Annotated in this window: 2 protein-coding genes (1 of these 2 running past the window's edge); both read left to right on the plus strand. The window is 72.8% G+C overall.

Going from position 1 to position 20,242, the window contains the following annotated elements:
* Positions 1-4,990 carry the 3' end of an SDR family NAD(P)-dependent oxidoreductase gene (locus tag BJ998_RS39570; RefSeq protein WP_446685020.1) on the plus strand. The gene continues 6,110 nt to the left of window position 1, outside the view, so only the last 4,990 of its 11,100 coding nucleotides appear in the window; its start codon lies off the left edge, out of view; its stop codon occupies positions 4,988-4,990.
* Positions 4,991-5,001: 11 nt separating this feature from the next.
* A complete protein-coding gene (locus BJ998_RS48125; protein WP_246489988.1) occupies positions 5,002-20,178 on the plus strand; it encodes a type I polyketide synthase in 15,177 nt (5,058 codons plus the stop codon).
* The last annotated feature ends 64 nt before the right edge of the window (positions 20,179-20,242 follow it).

The following is a 20,242-nucleotide window of genomic DNA, read 5'->3' on the forward strand; positions in this document are numbered from 1 at the left end:
CGTCTCCTCCTTCGGCATCAGCGGCACCAACGCCCACGTCGTCATCGAGCAGGCGCCGGCCGAGCCGATCGAGCAGACGCCCACGCACGAGTGGCCGCTGGCCTGGGTGCTCTCGGGCCGAACGCCGGAGGCGCTCCGCGCTCAGGCGCGGCAACTGGCCGACGTCGTCGGCCGGCACAACCCCGCCGACATCGCCCACACGCTCGCGAGCCGAACCAGGTTCGAGCACCGCGCGGTGATCATCGGTGACGCCGAGGAAGTGCGGGCCGGTCTGGGAGCCCTGGCCGAGGACCGGGCGAGCGCGTCCGTCGTCACCGGATCGGCCGGCGGTCCGGCCACCGCGGTGTTCCTGTTCCCCGGCCAGGGCTCGCAGTGGCCGGGCATGGCGTTGGAGCTGTTGGAGACCTCGACGGTCTTCCGCGATCACATCACGGCCTGTGAGGAGGCCCTGCGGCCGCACGTCGACTGGTCACTAACCCACATACTCCACCACGGCAACTTCGACCGCGTCGACATCGTCCAACCCGCCCTCTGGGCAACCATGATCTCCCTCGCCCAACTCTGGCGCCACCACGGCATCCAACCCACCGCCGTCATCGGCCACTCCCAAGGCGAAATCGCCGCCGCCCACATCGCCGGCGCACTCACCCTCCACGACTCCGCCAAAATCATCGCCCTCCGCAGCAAAGCACTCCGCACACTCACCGGCCAAGGCGCCATGGCCTCCATCGCCCTACCCGCCACCCACCTCACCCACCACACCCACAACAACAACATCAGCATCGCCGCCATCAACGGACCCAACACCACCATCATCTCCGGCGACCCCACCACCCTCGACACCCTCATCACCCACTACGAAACACAAGGCATCCGCGCCCGACGCATCCCCGTCGACTACGCCTCCCACTCCCACCACGTCGAAACCATCCGCGACGAACTCCTCACCCTCCTCGCCGACATCGAACCACGCGACGCGGAGATCCCGTTCCACTCCACCGTCACCGGGGAGCTGCTGGCCGACACGACCGTCCTCGACGCCCGGTACTGGTACGACAACCTGCGCCAGACCGTGCGGTTCGACGAGGTGGTCCGTGGTCTGGCCGAGCAGGGTTCCACCCTGTTCGTCGAATGCAGCGCCCATCCCGTGCTGACCGTCGGCGTCCAGGAAACCTTGGAGGCGTTGGGAAGCAACGCGGTCACGGTCGGCTCCCTGCGGCGGGACGAAGGCGGCTGGCAGCGGATGCTGACCTCCGTCGCCACCGCGCACGTCAACGGCGCCGCGGTCGACTGGTCGCGGGTGTTCGGACAGGCGCGGCAGGTCGAGCTGCCCACGTACGCGTTCCAGCGCCAGCGCTACTGGCTGGATGTGCCGGCGGTCAGCGGTGACCTGGCGTCGGTCGGCTTGACCGCGACCGAGCACCCGCTGGTCGGCGCCGGGGTCGAGTTGGCCGACGGAGAGGGCGCGGTGTTCACCGGCCGGATCTCGGTCGCCACGCATCCCTGGCTGGCCGATCACGCCGTGGGCGGATCGATCCTGTTGCCGGGCGCGGGTTTCGTGGAGCTGGCTCTGCACGCCGGCGGCCACCTCGGGCTCGATGTCCTGGCCGAGCTGACCATCGAGACCCCGCTGGTGCTGCCGGAGCAGGCGACCGCGCAGTTGCAGGTGGTCGTGCGGGGCGGTGAGGTGACCGTCCACTCGCGTTCGGACGACGCCCAGCCCTGGCAACGCCATGCCAGTGGCGTGCTGACCAAGCAGTCCGAAGTGGACGATGCCGAACGCCTGCCGGAGTGGCCGCCGAGCGGCGCCCAGGAGATTCCGGTCGACAGTGCCTACGACGACCTCGACGCGATCGGGTTCGGCTACGGCCCGGCCTTCCGGGGACTGCGGCGGGCCTGGCGCCGAGACGACGACATCTACGCCGAGGTGCGCCTCCCGGACGACGTGGACGAGGCCGGCTTCGGCATCCACCCCGCACTGCTCGACGCCACCCTGCACACCCTCGCGCTCGGGGCGGCGGTCGAGGACGACCGGATCCAGCTTCCGTTCGCCTGGACCGGGGTGCGGCTGCACGCCACCCGGGCGCGGGATCTTCGCGTGCACGTGGCCAAGACCGCCGACGACACCGCGGCCCTGCGGATGGACGACCCGGACGGCGTTCCCGTGCTGCGGGTGGAATCGCTGACGGTGCGGCCGATCGCGCTGGACCAGCTGCGTCCGGCCTCGCCCGGGTCACTGTTCCGACTGGACTGGCCGACCGTGCCTATGTCAGCGAAAGTCACCTCGCTGCAATGGTTCGACACTCTGTCCGATGTGGACGATGTCCCGGACTACGTGCTCGTGCCGACGACCACCGCCCACGACGCGTTGACGCTGGCGCAGCAGTGGCTGGCCGACGCTCGCTTCGAGACCGCCACCCTCGTGGTGGTCACGCGCGGCGCGGTCGCCACACACGGCGGCGAGGACGTGCGGAACCTGCCGGGCGCCGCCGTGTGGGGACTGATCCGTTCGGCTCAGTCCGAGCAGCCCGGCCGGTTCGTCCTCCTCGACCTCGACGACCACGAGGACTCGACGGCGGCCGTCGCCGCGGCGCTGGCCACCGGCGAGCCGCAGCTGGCGCTGCGCTGGGGCGCGGCGCACGTTGCCCGGCTGGCCAGGACCACCGGCGAGGGGGTGCTGGCCGAACCCGCCGATTCTCCCTCGTGGCGGCTCACGTTGACCGGCGAGGGCGGCCTGGACGGCCTGTCGCTCGACCCGTACGCGGGAATTACCGAGCCACTGCCGGCCGGTCACGTCCGCGTCGCGGTGCGGGCGGCCGGGCTGAACTTCCGGGACATCCTGCTGGCGTTGGGTATGGTGCCCGACGACGAGCGCCCGGCGGCCGGCGAGGGGTCGGGTGTGGTCGTCGAGGTCGCGCCGGACGTCACCGGGTTCGCCCCCGGCGACCGCGTGCTGGGCCTGATGTCCGGCGGCATGGGGCCGATCACCGTCGCCGACCACCGGTTGCTGGCGCGGATGCCGGCGGGCATGTCCTTCGCCGAGGCCGCCGGCATCCCGGTCGTGTTCCTGACCGCCTACTACGGCCTGGTCGACCTGGCCGCGGTCAAGCCGGGCGAGTCGATGCTGCTGCACGCCGCCACCGGCGGGGTCGGCATGGCGGCGCTGCAACTGGCCCGGCACTGGGGCGTCGAGGTCTACGGCACCGCCAGCCGGGGCAAGTGGCCCACGTTGCGTTCCCTCGGCGTGGCCGGCGATCACCTGGCCTCCTCCCGCGACCTGGACTTCGAGGAGCGGTTCCGGACGGCGACCGACGGCCGGGGCGTCGACGTGGTGCTCAACTCGCTCGCCCGCGAGTACGTCGACGCCTCACTCCGGCTGCTCGCCCCCGGCGGCCGCTTCCTGGAGATGGGCAAGACCGACATCCGGGACGCCGGCGAGGTGGCGGGCCAGTACCCGGGCGTGACGTACCGGGTGTACGACGTGCTCGACGCGGGACCGGACCGGATCCAGGAGATGCTGTCCGAGTTGGTCGCGCTGTTCGACAGCGGCGCGCTGCACGCGCTGCCGGTCACGGCGTGGGACATCCACCGCGCGCCGGAGGCCTTCCGGTACTTCAGCCAGGCCCGGCACACCGGCAAGATCGTGCTCACGGTGCCGTCCACAATGGACCCCAATGGCACGGTTCTGGTCACCGGCGGCACGGGTGCGCTCGGCCGCCTGCTCGCCCGGCATCTGGTGACCGCGCACGGCATCCGCCACCTGCTGCTCACCAGCAGGTCGGGCCGTGCGCCGGAGTTGGTCGACGAACTGACCGAACTGGGCGCGACCGTGACTGTGGCCGCGTGCGACGCTGCCGACCGGGACGCGCTGGCCGAACTCTTGGCCTCGATCCCGGCCGCGCACCCGCTGACCGCGGTGGTGCACGCCGCCGGCGTGCTCGACGACGGCGTGATCCCGGCGCTGGACGAGGGACGCCTGGAGACCGTGCTGCGGCCCAAGGTCGAGGCGGCCCGACACCTGCACGAGCTGACCCGCGAGATGGACCTGTCCGCGTTCGTGCTGTTCTCCTCCCTGGCCGGCACGATGGGCAATCCCGGCCAGGGCAACTACGCCGCCGCGAACGCCTACCTCGACGCGCTGGCCCAGCACCGTCACTCGCACGGCCTCCCGGCGCTGTCCCTGGCCTGGGGCCTGTGGGAGCAGCCCAGCGCCATGACCGAGCACCTGGACCGGACCGCACTGGCCCGGTTGGCCAAGTCCGGCGCCGGGGCCCTGTCCGCGGAGCAGGGCCTCGCCCTGTTCGACGCCGCGTTCGACACGAGTCAGGCGGTGGTGGTGCCGGCGTTGCTGGACACGTCGGCGCTGCGGGGCCGAGACCCGGAATCGCTGCCGTCGGTGCTGCGCGGGCTGGCCGGCCGGTCGGCGCGCCGCGTCGCGGCCCGGAGCACCGCGGTCGTCGCCACGTCGTCGTGGTCGCAGCGGCTGACCGGCCTGTCGGCGGACGAGCAGCGGACGGTGCTGCTCGACCTGGTCCGGTCCACCGTGGCCGCCGTGCTCGGGCACGGCGATCCGGACTCGATCGCCGCGGAACGGCCGTTCAAGGAGATCGGGTTCGACTCGCTGACCGCGGTCGAGCTGCGCAACCGGCTCAACTCCGCGGCCGGGCTCCGGCTGGCCACCACGGCGGTGTTCGACCACCCCACGCCGACCGCGCTGGCCGAGCACCTGTGGGCCCAGGTCGCGCCGGCCGCGTCCGGGACGGCGTCGGCGCTGCTGGCCGAGCTGGACCGGCTGGAGGCGGCGATGGCCGCGGCGGCCGGGCTGGACGGCGACCGCGAGGAGCTGGCCGCACGGTTGCAGAACTTCCTGTTGAGGCTGGGCGACGCGGCCGAGCCGGCGCGGGACGGCGCGGAGGTCACGGAGAAGCTGACCGCCGCGACCGATGACGAGATCTTCGACTTCATCGACAACGAGCTGGGCATTTCCTGAGGGGGCAGGGCATGGCGACCGAGGACAAGCTGCGGGACTACCTCAAGCGGGTGACCGCCGACCTGCATCAGACCCGGCAGCGGCTGCGCGAGGCTGAGGAGCACCAGCAGGAGCCGATCGCGATCGTGGCGATGAGCTGCCGCTATCCCGGCGGGGTGGGGTCGCCGGAGCAGCTGTGGGAGCTGGTCGCCGGCGGTGGGGACGCCATCACCGGCTTCCCGGCCGGGCGGGGCTGGGACGCCGAGGCGCTGTTCGACCCGGATCCGGAGCGGTCGGGGCACACGTACTGCACGTCCGGCGGCTTCATCGCGGACGCGGATGGCTTCGACGCCGGGTTCTTCGACATCAGCCCGCGGGAGGCGACGGCGACCGACCCGCAGCAGCGGGTGCTGCTGGAGACGTCGTGGGAGCTGTTCGAGCGGTCGGGCATCGATCCGACCGGGTTGAAGGGCAGCCAGACCGGCGTGTTCGTCGGTGTCATCTCGCAGGACTACGCGCCCCGCCTGCATGACGCGTCCGAGTCGGTCGAGGGCTACCTGCTGACCGGCAACACGACCAGCGTCGCATCGGGTCGAGTCTCCTACACCTTCGGCTTCGAGGGCCCCGCGGTCACCGTCGACACGGCCTGCTCGTCCTCGCTGGTCGCCATGCACCTTGCCGTGCAGGCGCTGCGTGAGAAGGAATGCTCACTGGCCGTCGCCGGTGGTGTGACCGTCATGGCGACGCCCGGTCTGTTCGTGGAGTTCAGCCGCCAGCGGGGTCTCGCCCCGGACGGCCGCTGCAAGTCCTTCGCCGCCGGGGCCGACGGCACCGGCTTCGCCGAGGGCGCCGGACTCGTGCTGCTGGAACGTCTTTCGGACGCCCAGCGCAACGGGCACCAGATCCTGGCGGTCATCCGCGGCTCGGCGGTCAACCAGGACGGCGCATCCAACGGCCTCACCGCACCCAACGGGCCATCGCAGCAACGGGTGATCCGCCAAGCCCTGAGCAACGCCGGACTGTCCACACAAGACATCGACGCCGTCGAAGCGCACGGCACGGGAACCACACTCGGCGACCCCATCGAGGCCCAGGCCCTGATCGCCACCTACGGCCACAACCGCCCCACCACCGCGCCGCTCTATCTCGGCTCGATCAAGTCCAACATCGGCCACACCCAGGCCGCCGCCGGCATCGCCGGCATCATCAAAATGGTCATGGCCATCCACAACGGCGTCCTGCCCAAAACCCTGCACATCGACGAACCGACACCCCACGTCGACTGGACGGCCGAAACGATAGAGCTTCTCACCGACAACAGGACCTGGCCCGAGCAGAACCGCCCCCGGCGCGCCGGCATCTCCTCGTTCGGCATCAGCGGCACCAACGCCCACATCATCATCGAACAACCACCAGCAACAGAACCAGTAGAAGTAGGCCCGACGGACCAACCCTGGATCCTGAGCGCCCGCACCCCCGAAGCGCTCCAAGCCCACGCCCAACAACTCTCGACCGTCGAAGCCGACCCGGCCGCCATCGCCCACGCCCTCAACACCCGCACCCGCTTCGACCACCGCGCCATCATCACCGGCAACCACAAAACCACACTCCAGGCCCTCGCCGCCGGACAACCGTCACCCTTCCTCACGGAAGCCCTTGTCACACAGGGAAAGACCGCCTACCTGTTCACCGGACAAGGCAGCCAACGCGCCGGCGCCGGCAGCGAACTCTACAAAACCCACCCCATCTTCGCCGCAGCCCTCGACGCCGCCAGCACCCCCGAACTACGCCACATCATGTTCAGCGACCCGGACCGGCTCAACCAGACTATCCACACCCAACCCGCCCTCTTCGCCCTACAAACCGCCCTCTACCGACAACTCCAACACTGGGGACTCACCCCCGACTACGTCGCCGGACACTCCATCGGAGAGATCACCGCCGCCCACATCGCCGGCATCCTCACCCTCCACGACGCCCTCACCCTCATCAACGCCCGCGCCACAGCGATGCAAAGCGCCCCCACCGGCGGCGCCATGATCGCCATCAACACCACCGAACACGACATCACCCCCCACCTCACCGACAACGTCACCATCGCCGCCATCAACAGCGCCGACTCACTGGTGATCGCCGGCGACACCGCAGAGGCACACCACATCGCCGACATCTTCGCCGCCCAAGGCCACAAGACCAAAACCCTCACCGTCAGCCACGCCTTCCACTCCCCCCACATGGACGACATCCTCAACCAATTCCACACCGTCGCCCACACCATCACCTACCACCAACCCACCATCCCCCTCATCACCTCAGGCCCAGGCGACCCCACCACCCCCGACTACTGGACCAACCACATCCGCAACACCGTCCGATTCCACGACGCCACCACCCAACTCCACACCAACGGCGTCACCACCTACATCGAAATCGGACCCACCCCCACCCTCACCCCACACCTCCCCACCACCACAACCCGACTCACCACACTCCGCAAAAACAAACCCGAACACCACACCCTCAACACCATCCGCATCACCACCCCCACCACACCCAACCAACCCACCATCACCCTGCCCACCTACCCATTCCAACGCCAGCGCTACTGGCTCGAGAACCAGTCCGGCCACACCGACATCGCCGCCACCGGCCTCAGCGCCACGGACCATCCGCTGCTGTCGGCGAGCACTCGCCTGGCCGACGCGGACGGCCTGCTGCTGACCGGCCGGTTGTCCACGAAGTCGCACCCCTGGCTGGCCGAGCACGCCGTCTCGGACCGAATCCTCTTGCCCGGCACCGCCTTCGTCGACCTGGTCGGCCACGCCGGCGACCACGTCGGCTGCGGTCACCTCGACGAGCTCACGCTCGAAGCGCCGCTCGTGCTGCCGGCCAGAGGCGGTGTGACCTTGCAGGTTGCCGTCGGCGCCGCCGACGACAGCGGCCGCCGGACGGTGACAGTCCACTCGCGACCGGACGACGACGAGGAGGCCTGGACCCGGCATGCGACCGGTCGGCTCGCCGCCGCCGACGCGGCCGTTCCGGCGGAGCTGACCGAGTGGCCGCCGCCCGGTGCCGTTCCCGTCGAGCTGGTCGGCTACTACGACCAGCTCACCGAACGCGGCTACCGGTACGGACCGACCTTCCAGGCGCTCAAGGCGGCCTGGCGTCTCGGTGAGGACGTCTACGCGGAGGTGCGGCTCCCCGAGGGCACCGACACGGCCGGCTTCGGCATCCACCCGGCGCTGCTGGACGCGGCCCTGCACCCGATGGGCCTCGGCAGTCTCGCCGACGACGGCACGGTGCGACTTCCGTTCTCGTGGAACGGGGTGCGGCTGGTCGCCACCGGCAGTGACGCGCTGCGGGTGCGGATCTCCCCCGCCGGCGACGACGCCGTCTCGGTGACGTTCGCGGACGCCACGGGGATGCCGGTCGGATCGATCGACGCCCTCGTGCTGCGCACCCTGACCGGCGATCAGCTCGACGACACCGGCCGGTCCCTGTTCGGCGTCGAGTGGATCCCCGTGCCGGCGGCGGAATCCGCGGCGGACGACTTCGTGGTGCTCGAGGCCGACACCGGCGAGGACCCGCACCAGGCGGTCCACCAGGTGCTCTCGGCGCTGCGGGCGGCGGACGAGGAGTCCCGGCTGGTCGTCGTCACCCGGGGCGCGGTGGCTGCGCACGGCGGCGAGCGCCTGGCCGGACTCGCCCAGGCGCCGGTGTGGGGCCTCGTGCGGGCCGCCCAGTCGGAGCACCCGGACCGCTTCGTCCTCGTGGACGTCGACGAGCGCGACGACGAGTTGATCGCCGCGGCGGTCGGCACCGGGGAGCCGCAGCTGGCCATCCGCGACGGCAAGATCCTGGCGCCGCGCCTGACCCGGGTCGCCGCCGCACCGCGCGGGTCGTGGCGGCTGGACGTGACCGAGAAGGGCACGATCGACAACCTCGCCCCGGTCCCCAACCCGGAGGCCGACCGGCCGCTGGGCGCCGGCGAGGTGCGGGTGTCGATGCGGGCCGCCGCCCTGAACTTCCGCGACGTCCTGATCGCGCTGGGCATGTATCCGGGCGAGGCGCTGCTGGGCAGTGAGGGCGCGGGCGTCGTCACGGCCGTCGGCTCCGAGGTGACCGACCTGGCGCCGGGCGACCAGGTGATGGGTCTGTTCGCGGGAGCCATCGCGCCGGTCGCGGTGGCCGACCGCCGGCACGTGGTGCGGATGCCGCGGGGCTGGACGTTCGCGCAGGCCGCCGCCACGCCGATCGTGTTCATGACCGCCTACTACGCGCTGTCCGACCTCGGGCAGGCCCGGGCCGGCGAGTCGGTGCTGGTGCACGCCGCGGCCGGCGGCGTCGGCATGGCCGCGGTGCAACTGGCGCGGCACTGGGGGCTGGAGGTGTTCGGCACCGCGAGCACCGGCAAGTGGGACACGGTTCGCTCGCTCGGGCTCGACGACGCGCACATCGCGTCCTCGCGGACGCTGGACTTCGAGCGGCAGTTCCTCGACCGGACCGGCGGTCGCGGCGTCGACATCGTGCTCGACTCGCTGGCCAAGGAGTTCGTGGACGCGTCCCTGCGGCTGCTGCCGCGGGGTGGCCGGTTCCTGGAGATGGGCAAGACCGACATCCGGGAGGCAGCCGAGATCGCCGAGCGGCACCCAGGCGTGCGGTACCGGGCGTTCGACCTGATGGAGGCCGGTCCGGTCCGTATCCAGGAGCTGCTGACCGCGCTCGTCGCGCTGTTCGAGGACGGGGTGCTGCGGCCGCTGCCCGTCACCTCGTGGGAGGTGGGCCGGGCCGCCGAGGCGTTTCGCCATCTGGCCCAGGCCAAGCACGTCGGCAAGGTCGTGCTCACTCTGCCGTCCACTGTGGACCCTCACGGGACGGTGCTCGTCACCGGCGGCACCGGTGCGCTCGGCGCGCAGGTCGCCAAGCACTACGTCACCGCGCACGGCGTGCGAAATCTGGTGCTGGCCAGCCGTTCCGGTCACGCGCCCGAGCTGGTGGCGGAGCTGGCGGAGCTCGGCGCGTCCGCCACGGTGGTCGCCTGCGACGCGGCCGACCGGGAGACGCTGGCCGGCGTGTTGGCGTCGATCCCGGCCGACCGGCCGCTCACCGCCGTGGTGCACGCGGCCGGCGTCCTCGACGACGGGCTGGTCACGGAGTTGACGACCGAGCGGCTGGACCGGGTGCTACGGCCCAAGGTCGACGCCGCCCGGAACCTGCACGAGCTGACCCGGGACATGAACCTGGCGGCGTTCGTGCTGTTCTCCTCGATCGCCGGCGTGCTGGGCAATGCCGGGCAGGCCAACTACGCCGCCGCCAACGCCTACCTGGACGCCCTGGCCCAGCAGCGCAGCGCGACCGGCCGGCCGACGACGTCGATCGCCTGGGGCCTGTGGGAACAGGCCAGCGCCATGACCGCCGGACTCCGCCGCCGATCCCCGATCCAGCCGCTGCCGACCGCGCAGGCCCTGGCGTTGCTGGACAAGTCGGTCGGGCTCGGGCAGCCGCTGCTGGTGGCGGCCAAGATCGACCTCGGCGCGCTGCGGGGCCGGCCTCCGGCCATGCTGCGTGCCCTGGTGCGGGGCCCCGCTCGTCGGGCCGTGCCGGCGTCGGGCGGGTCGTCGCTGGCCAGCCGCCTGGCCGCGCTCGCCGCGCCGGAACGGGACAAGCTGTTGCTGGACGTGGTGCGGACCGAGGTCGCCGCCGTGCTGGGGCACGTGTCCGCCGCCGCGATCGAGCCCGACCGCGCCTTCAGCGAGTTGGGCCTCGACTCGCTGACCGCCGTGGAACTGCGCAACCGCCTGGACGCCGTCACATCGTTGCGGCTGCCGGCGACGCTCGCGTTCGACTACCCGACGCCGCAGGCTCTGGTCGAGTGGCTGCGCGGTGAACTGGTCGGCGCCGAGCCGGCCGCCCGGACGCCCGTGATCACGGCGGCCTCGGCCGACGAGCCGATCGCCATCGTGGCGATGAGCTGCCGCTACCCCGGCGGCGTCGCCTCCCCCGAGCAGCTGTGGGACCTCGTCGCCGGTGGCGTCGACGCCATCGGCGCGTTCCCCACCAACCGCGGCTGGGACGTCGAGGGAATCTACGACCCGGACGCCGACCGGGCCGGCAAGAGCTACGCCCGCGAGGGCGGCTTCCTCCACGACGCGGACCTGTTCGACCCCGGCTTCTTCGAGATCAGCCCGCGGGAGGCGCTGGCGACCGACCCGCAGCAGCGGCTGCTGCTGGAGACGGCGTGGGAGGTGTTCGAGCGGGCCGGCATCGACCCGGCGACGCTGCGCGGCAGCCGGACGGGCGTGTTCGCCGGGGTGATCTCGGGTGACTACGCGTCCCGCCTGTACCGGATCCCGGACGGCTTCGAGGGATACCTATCCACGGGCAACACCACCAGCGTGGCGTCCGGGCGGGTCGCCTACACATTCGGCCTCGAGGGCCCGGCCGTGACCGTGGACACCGCGTGCTCGTCGTCGCTGGTCGCAGTGCACCTCGCCGCCCAGGCCCTGCGCCAGGGCGAGTGCACGCTGGCCCTGGCCGGCGGTGTCACCGTGATGGCGACCCCGGGCAACTTCGTCGAGTTCAGCCGCCAGCGCGCGCTGTCCCCGGACGGCCGCTGCAAGGCGTTCTCGGCCCAAGCCAACGGAACCGGCTGGGGCGAGGGCGCCGGTCTGCTGCTGCTCGAACGGCTGTCGGACGCCCAGCGCAACGGCCACCGGGTGTTGGGCGTGGTGCGTGGGTCGGCGGTCAACTCCGACGGCGCGTCCAACGGCCTCACCGCACCCAACGGGCCGTCCCAGCAGCGGGTCATCCGCCAGGCCCTGGCCAACGCCGGACTGTCCACACAGGACGTCGATGCCGTCGAGGCGCACGGCACGGGAACGGTGCTCGGCGACCCCATCGAGGCCCAGGCCCTGATCGCCACCTACGGCCGGGACCGGGCCGAACCGCTGCGGCTGGGCTCGATCAAGTCCAACATCGGTCACACGCTGGCCGCAGCCGGCGTCGCCGGGATCATCAAGATGGTCATGGCCATGCGCCACGGCGTGCTCCCCAAGACCCTGCACCTGGACGAGCCCAGCCCACACGTCGACTGGACCGCCGGCGCGGTCGAACTCCTCACCGAGAACACCGACTGGCCGGCCGCCGGCCGTCCCCGCCGGGCCGGCATCTCCTCGTTCGGCATCAGCGGCACCAACGCCCACGTCATCGTGGAGCAGGCCCCGGCCGAGGAGCCGGCCGAACCGGCGCGGGAGCGCCCGGCCGGTGTCCCGGTCGCCTGGGTGGTGTCCGGCCACACCGAGGCGGCGCTGCGGGATCAGGCCGGGCGGCTGCGGGACTTCGTGCTCGCCGAGTCCGGCGTGGACCTCACCGACGTCGGCTTCTCGCTCGCCTCCCGGTCGACGTTCGACCACCGCGCGGTGGTCGTCGGCGCCGATCCGGCGTCGTTCACGGACGGCCTGGGCGCGGTGGCCGGTGGCGGGGGCGTGACCGGCACGGCCTCGGGCCGTCCGAGGACCGTCTTCGTGTTCCCGGGGCAGGGTTCGCAGTGGCGGGGCATGGCGCTGGAGCTCTTGGCGTTCTCGCCCGTGTTCCGCGAGCAGATCGAGGCGTGCGAGCGGGCGCTGAGCCCGCACGTCGACTGGTCGCTCGGGGAGGTGCTGCGGCGCGGCGACTACGACCGGGTGGACGTCGTGCAGCCGGCGCTGTGGGCGGTGATGGTGTCCCTTGCCGCGCTGTGGCGGTCCTACGGGGTCGAGCCGGACGCCGTGGTCGGTCACTCCCAGGGCGAGATCGCCGCCGCCTGCGTCGCGGGCGCACTGTCCCTTGAGGACGGTGCGCGGATCGTGGCGCTGCGCTCGCAGGCGCTCGGCGCGTTGGCCGGCAAGGGCGGCATGGTGTCCGTCGGCCTGCCGGCCGACGAGGTGCGGCGGCGGCTGACCGACGACCGGATCAGCGTCGCCGCGGTCAACGGTCCGAACTCGACGGTCGTCTCCGGCGCGCCCGACGCGCTGGAGACGTTCATGGCCGCCTGCGGCGAGGACGTCCGCACTCGGCGGATCCCAGTCGACTACGCCTCCCACTCCGCCCAGGTGGAAGCGATCCACGAGCGACTGCTGGACCTGCTGGCCGGCCTCAACCCGCGCCCGGCGGAGGTGGCGTTCTACTCCACGGTCACGGGCGAGCCGCTCGCGGACACGTCGGTGCTGGACGCCGAGTACTGGTACCAGAACCTGCGGCAGCCGGTGCTGTTCGAACAGGCCACCCGCAAGCTGATCGCGGACGGGCATTCTCTGTTCGTCGAGCCGAGCCCGCATCCCGGGCTGGCCGTCGGCGTCCAGGAAACGGTGGATTCCACCGGGGCGGCGGCGGCCGTGGTGGGCACGCTGCGCCGTGACGACGGCGGTCGCGAGCGGCTGCTGATCTCGCTGGCCGAGGCCCACCTGGCCGGGGCGTCCGTGAACTGGACGGCCACGTTCGACGGCCTGGCCCCGCGTCGCATCGACCTGCCGACCTACGCCTTCCAGCGGCAGCGGTACTGGCTGGAGGCCCCGCCCGGCGCGGCGGACGCCGCCGGCCTCGGCCTGGACGACGCCGAGCACTCCCTCCTGGGGGCCGCGGTCAGCCTGGCCAACGGAGACGGCGCCGTGTTCACCGGGCTGCTCTCGCTGCGCACCCATCCGTGGCTGGCCGATCACTCGGTCGCCGGCACGGTGCTGGTGCCGGGCACCGCGTTCGTCGAGTTGGCGATCCGCGCGGGCGACCAGGTCGGCTACGGCCGGGTCGAGGAACTGACCCTGCGGGCGCCGCTGATCGTGCCGGAGCACGGCGGCGTGCGAGTGCAGGTCGCCGTGACCGGCCGGGAGATCGCCATCCACTCCTGGTCGCCGGACACCGTGGACTGGACGTGCCACGCCACCGGCCTGCTCGCGGACGACCCGACCGACCCGGCCGAGCCGTTCGAGCTGCGGGCCTGGCCCCCGGCCGGCGCCGACCCGATCGGCGTGCACGACCGCTACGACGAACTGGCCGCCCTCGGCTACCACTACGGCCCCGTCTTCCAGGGCCTGCAGGCGGCGTGGCGGTTGGGCGACGAGGTGTACGCCGAGGTCAGCCTCCCGGCGGACGCCGAGACCGACGGCTTCGGGCTGCACCCGGCGTTGCTGGACGCGGCGCTGCACGCCATCGCCCTCGCCGAGGTGGACGTCACGGACACCGCGCCGAACCAGGTCCGGCTGCCGTTCTCCTGGGGCGGCGTGCGGCTGCACGCCGCCAGGCCCCGTGCGCTGCGGGTGCGGATCTCCCCGAACGGCAAGGACACCGTCACGATTCGACTGGCCGACCCCGCCGGCGAGCCGGTGGCGACCGTCGACTCGCTGATGCTGCGTCCGGTGTCGCTCGACCAGTTGGCGACCCGGCCGGCCGACGAACTGTTCACGGTGGAGTGGGTGCCGGCCACGGGGCCGACCCGGTCGGATTTCGACGTGCTCGACGCCACCGGCCTGACCGCCGCCGACGTCCTCGCCGCGCTCCAGAGCCGGCAGGGCGACTCCCCGCTGGCCGTGGTCACCCGCGCCGGCGACCTCGCCCAGGCGCCGATCCGCGGGCTCGTCCGCACCGCGCAGACCGAGAACCCCGGCCGCTTCATCCTCGTCGACACCGACGGCGCCGCGCCGGCGGTCGTTCCCGCCGACGAGCCGCACATCGCCGCCACCGGCGGGGACGTCCGCGTCCCGCGGCTGGCCCCGGTGCCCGCGCCGGAGGCGCCGGGCCGGCTCGACGGCACGGTCCTGATCACCGGCGCGAGCGGCAAGCTGGCCGGGCTCGTGGCCCGGCACCTCGTGGCCGTACACGGCGTCCGGGACCTGGTCCTGGTCAGCCGCAGCGAACCCGACACCACCGGCCTGGACGCGAACATCACGGTGGCCAGGTGTGACGTGGCCGACCGCGACGCCCTGGCGGCGGTGATCGCCGAGCACCCGCCCACGGCCGTGATCCACACCGCCGGCCGGCTCGACGACGGCACGATCGCGAGCCTCACCCCGGAGCGGCTGGACGCCGTCCTGCGGCCCAAGGCCGACGGAGCGTGGAACCTGCACGAACTGACCAGGGACCTGCCGCTCAAGGCGTTCGTGCTGTTCTCTTCGATCGCGGGCATCCTCGGCACCGCCGGGCAGGGCAACTACGCGGCCGCCAACGCCTACCTCGACGAACTGGCCCGGCACCGCCGCGCCGAGGGCCGGCCGGCGACCTCGCTGGCCTGGGGCTTCTGGGCGGAGGCCGGCGGCATGACCGGCCACCTGGGCGAGGCCGACCTGGCCCGGATGCGCCGCGGCGGCATCAACCCACTGTCCAGCGAGCGGGGACTGGCCCTGCTGGACGCGGCGCTCGGCCTGGACGTGCCGGTGGTGGCGCCGGTGGCGCTCGACCCGGCCGGGTTGCGTGAGCAGGCCAGGGCCGGCGCCCTGCCGGCCGTCCTGCGCGGCCTCGTCCGGGTGCCCGCGCGCCGGCTCGCCGACGCCGGCACGGCCGCGCGGCCGGTGGAACGCAGCGAGGCCGAGCTGCTCGACCTCGTGCTGACCACGGTGGCCGGCGTGCTGGGCCACCGGGATCCGTCGGCGATCGACGCCGACCGCGCGTTCAAGGAACTCGGCTTCGACTCGCTGACCGCGCTGGAACTGCGCAACCGACTGGCCGCCGCCACGGCGCTGACCCTGCCGGCCACGCTCGTGTTCGACTACCCGAACCCGGCCGGCCTGGCCACCGAGCTGCACCGGCGGCTGGCCGGCCACGGGCAGGCCGGGGCCGCCCGCGCGGCGGCCGCGACCGACGAGCCGATCGCCATCGTCGGCATGAGCTGCCGCTACCCCGGCGGGGTGAGCACACCCGAGCAGTTGTGGGAGCTCGTCGCCGGCGGTGTCGACGCGATCGGGGAGTTTCCGGCCAATCGCGGCTGGGACCCGCGGCAGCTCAGCCGCATCGCCACCCGGCAGGGCGGCTTCCTCTACGAGGCCGACCACTTCGACCCGGCCTTCTTCGGCCTCAGCCCGCGGGAGGCGCTCGCCACCGATCCCCAGCAGCGCCTGCTGCTCGAAACGTCCTGGGAGGCAATGGAGAACGCCGGCATCGACCCCACCTCGCTGCGGGGCAGCGCCACCGGCGTGTTCGCCGGCGTCATGTACGCCGACTACGCCAGCCGTCTCCCCGAGGCGCCCGAGGAGTACGAGGGCTTCCTCGGCAACGGCAGCGCGGGCAGCGTCGCGTCGGGCCGCGTGTCCTACACCTTCGGCTTCGAGGGGCCGGCCGTCACCGTCGACACGGCCTGCTCGTCGTCGCTGGTGGCGATTCACCTTGCGGCCCAAGCACTTCGCCAGGGCGACTGCGAGCTGGCCCTGGCCGGCGGCGTGACCGTGATGGCGACGCCGGGCGTGTTCACGGAGTTCACCCGGCAGCGTGGCCTCTCCGGCGACGGCCGGTGCCGCTCGTTCGGGTCCGGGGCCGACGGCACCGGTTTCGCCGAAGGCGCCGGGCTGGTCCTGCTGGAGCGGTTGTCGGACGCGCGGCGCAACGGCCACCGGGTCCTCGCCGTCATCAGGGGCTCCGCGGTCAACCAGGACGGCGCCTCCAACGGGCTCACCGCCCCCAACGGGCCGTCCCAGCAGCGGGTCATCCGGCAGGCGCTGGCCAACGCCGGATTGTCCACACAGGACATAGACGCCGTCGAGGCCCACGGCACGGGCACCGCACTCGGCGACCCGATCGAGGCCCAGGCCCTGTTGGCCACCTACGGTCAGGACCGCGAGCGGCCGCTCCGGCTCGGTTCGATCAAGTCCAACATCGGCCACGCCCAAGCGGCGGCCGGCGTCGCGGGCGTGATCAAGATGGTCAAGGCGATGGAGCACGACCTGCTGCCCAGGACGCTGCACGCCGACGAGCCCTCGCCGCACGTGGACTGGACGGCCGGTGCCGTCGCACTGCTGACCGAACCGGTCGAATGGCCGCGTGACGGCCGGCCCCGCCGCGCCGGCATCTCCTCGTTCGGCATCAGCGGCACCAACGCCCACGTCATCATCGAGCAGCCGCCGGCCGAGACCGCCGTGGGGGCCACACGGCCCGACACCGCGCTGCCGTTCGTGCTGTCGGCTCGCGGGCCGGAGGCGCTGCGAGGCCAGGCCAGGCGGCTGCACGACTTCCTCGGCGACCAGCCGGAGACGCCGTTGGCCGACGTGGCCTTCTCCCTGGCCACCACCAGGGCACCGCTGGAGGACCGGGCCGTGGTCACGGCCGGCGACCGCGACGAGCTGCGGGCCGCGCTGCTCGCGCTGTCGGCCGGCGAACCCACCTCCTGGACGGCGACCGGGACCGCCGCCGGCTCGGGTCGGCTCGCGTTCCTGTTCACCGGGCAGGGCAGCCAGCGGGCCGGCATGGGCAGCCAGCTCTACCGGGACTTCCCGGTGTTCGCCGAGGCCGTCGACGCGGTGTGCGCCGAGCTGGACCGGCATCTGGACCGCCCGATCCGGGAGGTCATGTTCGACGGCGGGGACCTGCTCGACCAGACCCGCTACACCCAGCCCGGCCTGTTCGTCCTGGAAGTGGCCCTGTTCCGGCTGCTCGAGCACTGGGGCATTCGGCCGGACTACCTCGCCGGCCACTCGGTCGGCGAGCTGGCCGCCGCCCACGTGGCCGGCGTCCTGACCCTGCCGGACGCGGCGACCCTGGTCTGTGCCCGGGCCCGGCTCATGCAGGAGGCGCGGCCCGGTGGCGCGATGATCGCCGTGCAGGCGGCGGAGCAGGACGTGCTGCCGCTGCTGGCCGGGCGCGAGCACCAGGTTGCCATCGCGGCCGTCAACGGCCCGACCTCGCTGGTCATCGCCGGCGACGAGGAGGCGGCTCTGGAGGTGGCCGCCGAGCTGTCGGCCCAGGGGCGCCGGACCAAGCGGCTACGGGTCAGCCACGCCTACCACTCCCCGCACATGGACGGCGTCCTTGACGAGTTCCGCGCGGTGGCCGGCGCGCTGACCTACCACCAGCCGACCATCCCGCTGGTGACCTCCGGCGACCCGACCGACCCGGAGTACTGGGCGCGGCACATCCGCGAGACGGTCCGCTTCCACGACACGGTGACGACGTTGCACCACAACGGCGTCACCACGTATCTCGAACTGGGGCCGGACGCCGTGCTCAGCCCGCTGGCGGACCAGAACGCCGCGGTCGCGCCCACGCTGCGAGCTCGGCGGCCCGAGACGCTGTCGCTGTTCAAGGCGGTCGGGACGGCGTACGCGAGCGGCGTGCCGGTGAACTGGCCCGCGGTGTTCGGACCGGGCGTCCGCACGGTCGAACTGCCCACCTACACCTTCCAGCACCAGCGCTACTGGCTGGATGCGCCGGCGCCGGCCGCGCGGGAGACCGGTGTGGACGCCGAGTTCTGGCGCCTGGTCGAACGCGCCGACCTCGATCAGCTGGTCGCGTCCCTGGAACTGGGCGAGGACCAGCAGCGATCGCTGGGTGCGCTGCTGCCGGCGTTGTCGGCCTGGCGCCGTCGACACCAGTGGCGCTACCGGTTCGGCTGGCAGCCGCTGCCCGGCGGGTCGGCGCCGGCCCTGACCGGCACGTGGCTCGTGGTCGTGCCCGCCGAGCACGACGGGAACGACCTGGTGACCGCGACGACGGCCATCCTGACTCGGCAAGGGGCACAGGTCGCCCGGGTGGTCGTGGACACTGAGGACGCGGAGCCCGGTCCGCTGGGCAAGCTGATCGCCGACGCCCTGGTGCACCAGCCATCGGTGGACGGCGTGGTGTCGCTGCTGGCGCTGGACGTCCGGCCGCAGCCGAACCGGGCGGCCGTGACCGTCGGGCTGGCCCTGACGGTGGCGCTGGACCAGGCGCTGCGGGAGGCCGCGATCGACGCCCCGCTGTGGTGTCTGACCCGCGGCGCGGTGTCCACCGGCGGGTCGGACGGGCTGGTCAGCCCGGTGCAGGCCCAGCTGTGGGGTCTGGGCCAGGCCCTGGCCGCCGACCGCCGGGTCGGCCTGGTCGACCTGCCGGAGGTGCTCGACGACCGGGCCCGGGCGGCGTTGGTCGCGGTGCTGGCGGCTGCCGATCGGGAGGACCAGGTCGCCATCCGCGGCAACGGCGTGTTCGGCCGCCGGCTCGTCAGGGCCGAAGGCCAGGCCGCGGTCACCCTCGCGCCGACGGGAACCGTGCTGGTGACCGGCGCCGGAAAGCCGCTCGGCGGGCAGGCCGCCAGGTGGCTGGCCCGCAACGGGGCCGACCATGTGCTGCTCACCGGCCCGGTCGGCGACGACCTGGTGACCGAGCTGACCGCGTTGGGCGCGACGGTGACCGTGATCGACTGCGATCCGGCCGACCGCGACGCGCTCGCCGCGGTGCTGGCCGCGCATCCGGTGACCGCGATCGTGCACGCCACGGCGGTGCACGGCGACGCCGAGGCCGATTCGCTCAGCGTCGACCGGATCGACGCCGAGCTGAGGTCCGAAGTGGACGCCGCGAGGAACCTCGACGAGTTGACCCGGAACCTCGACCTGTCCGCGTTCGTGCTGTTCTCGTGCCTGTCCGGGACGCTGGGCACGCCCGGCCTCGGCAACGCCGCCCCGCTGCACGCGTTCCTCGACGCCTTGGCCCACCAGCGGCGGGCGTTGGGCCTGCCCGCGACGTCGGTGGCCTGGGGTCGATGGGCCGAGCAGGGCGGCACGGCCGAACACCTGGCGCGGCAGGCACTGCGTCCGGTCACGCCCCAGCTGGCCGTCGGCGTGCTGGCACAGGTTTCCGCGGACACGTCGTACGCGGTCGTGGACTTCGAATGGGACCAGTTCGCGTCGTCCTCCAGCCTGTTCCGCGACCTGGCCCCGTCGCGGCCGCTGCCCCGCGCCGACGCGCCGGAGGGCCCGGCGCTGCTGCGGCGGCAGCTGGCCGGAACGTCCGAACCCGGCCAGGAGCGGATCCTGCTGGACCTGGTGCGCGGGCACGCCTCGGCCGTGCTCGGGCACGCCCACCCGGAGGACGTCGAGTCCGACGTCGGCTTCCTGGAACTGGGTTTCTCCTCGTTCACCGCGCTGGAACTGCGCAACCGGCTGTGCTCGGCCACCGGGCTGCAGCTGCCGCCGGTCGCGATCTTCGACCATCCGACGCTCGACGCGCTGGCCCGCTACCTGCGCGTGGAACTCGCCGACCACATCGGGGAGACGTCATGACGGCATGAGGGAAAGCCCGTCCGGCTCGGGGTCCGCGCCCGAGCCGGACGGGCCACAACGCCGG

This window comes from Kutzneria kofuensis (assembly GCF_014203355.1).
Lineage (GTDB): Bacteria > Actinomycetota > Actinomycetes > Mycobacteriales > Pseudonocardiaceae > Kutzneria > Kutzneria kofuensis.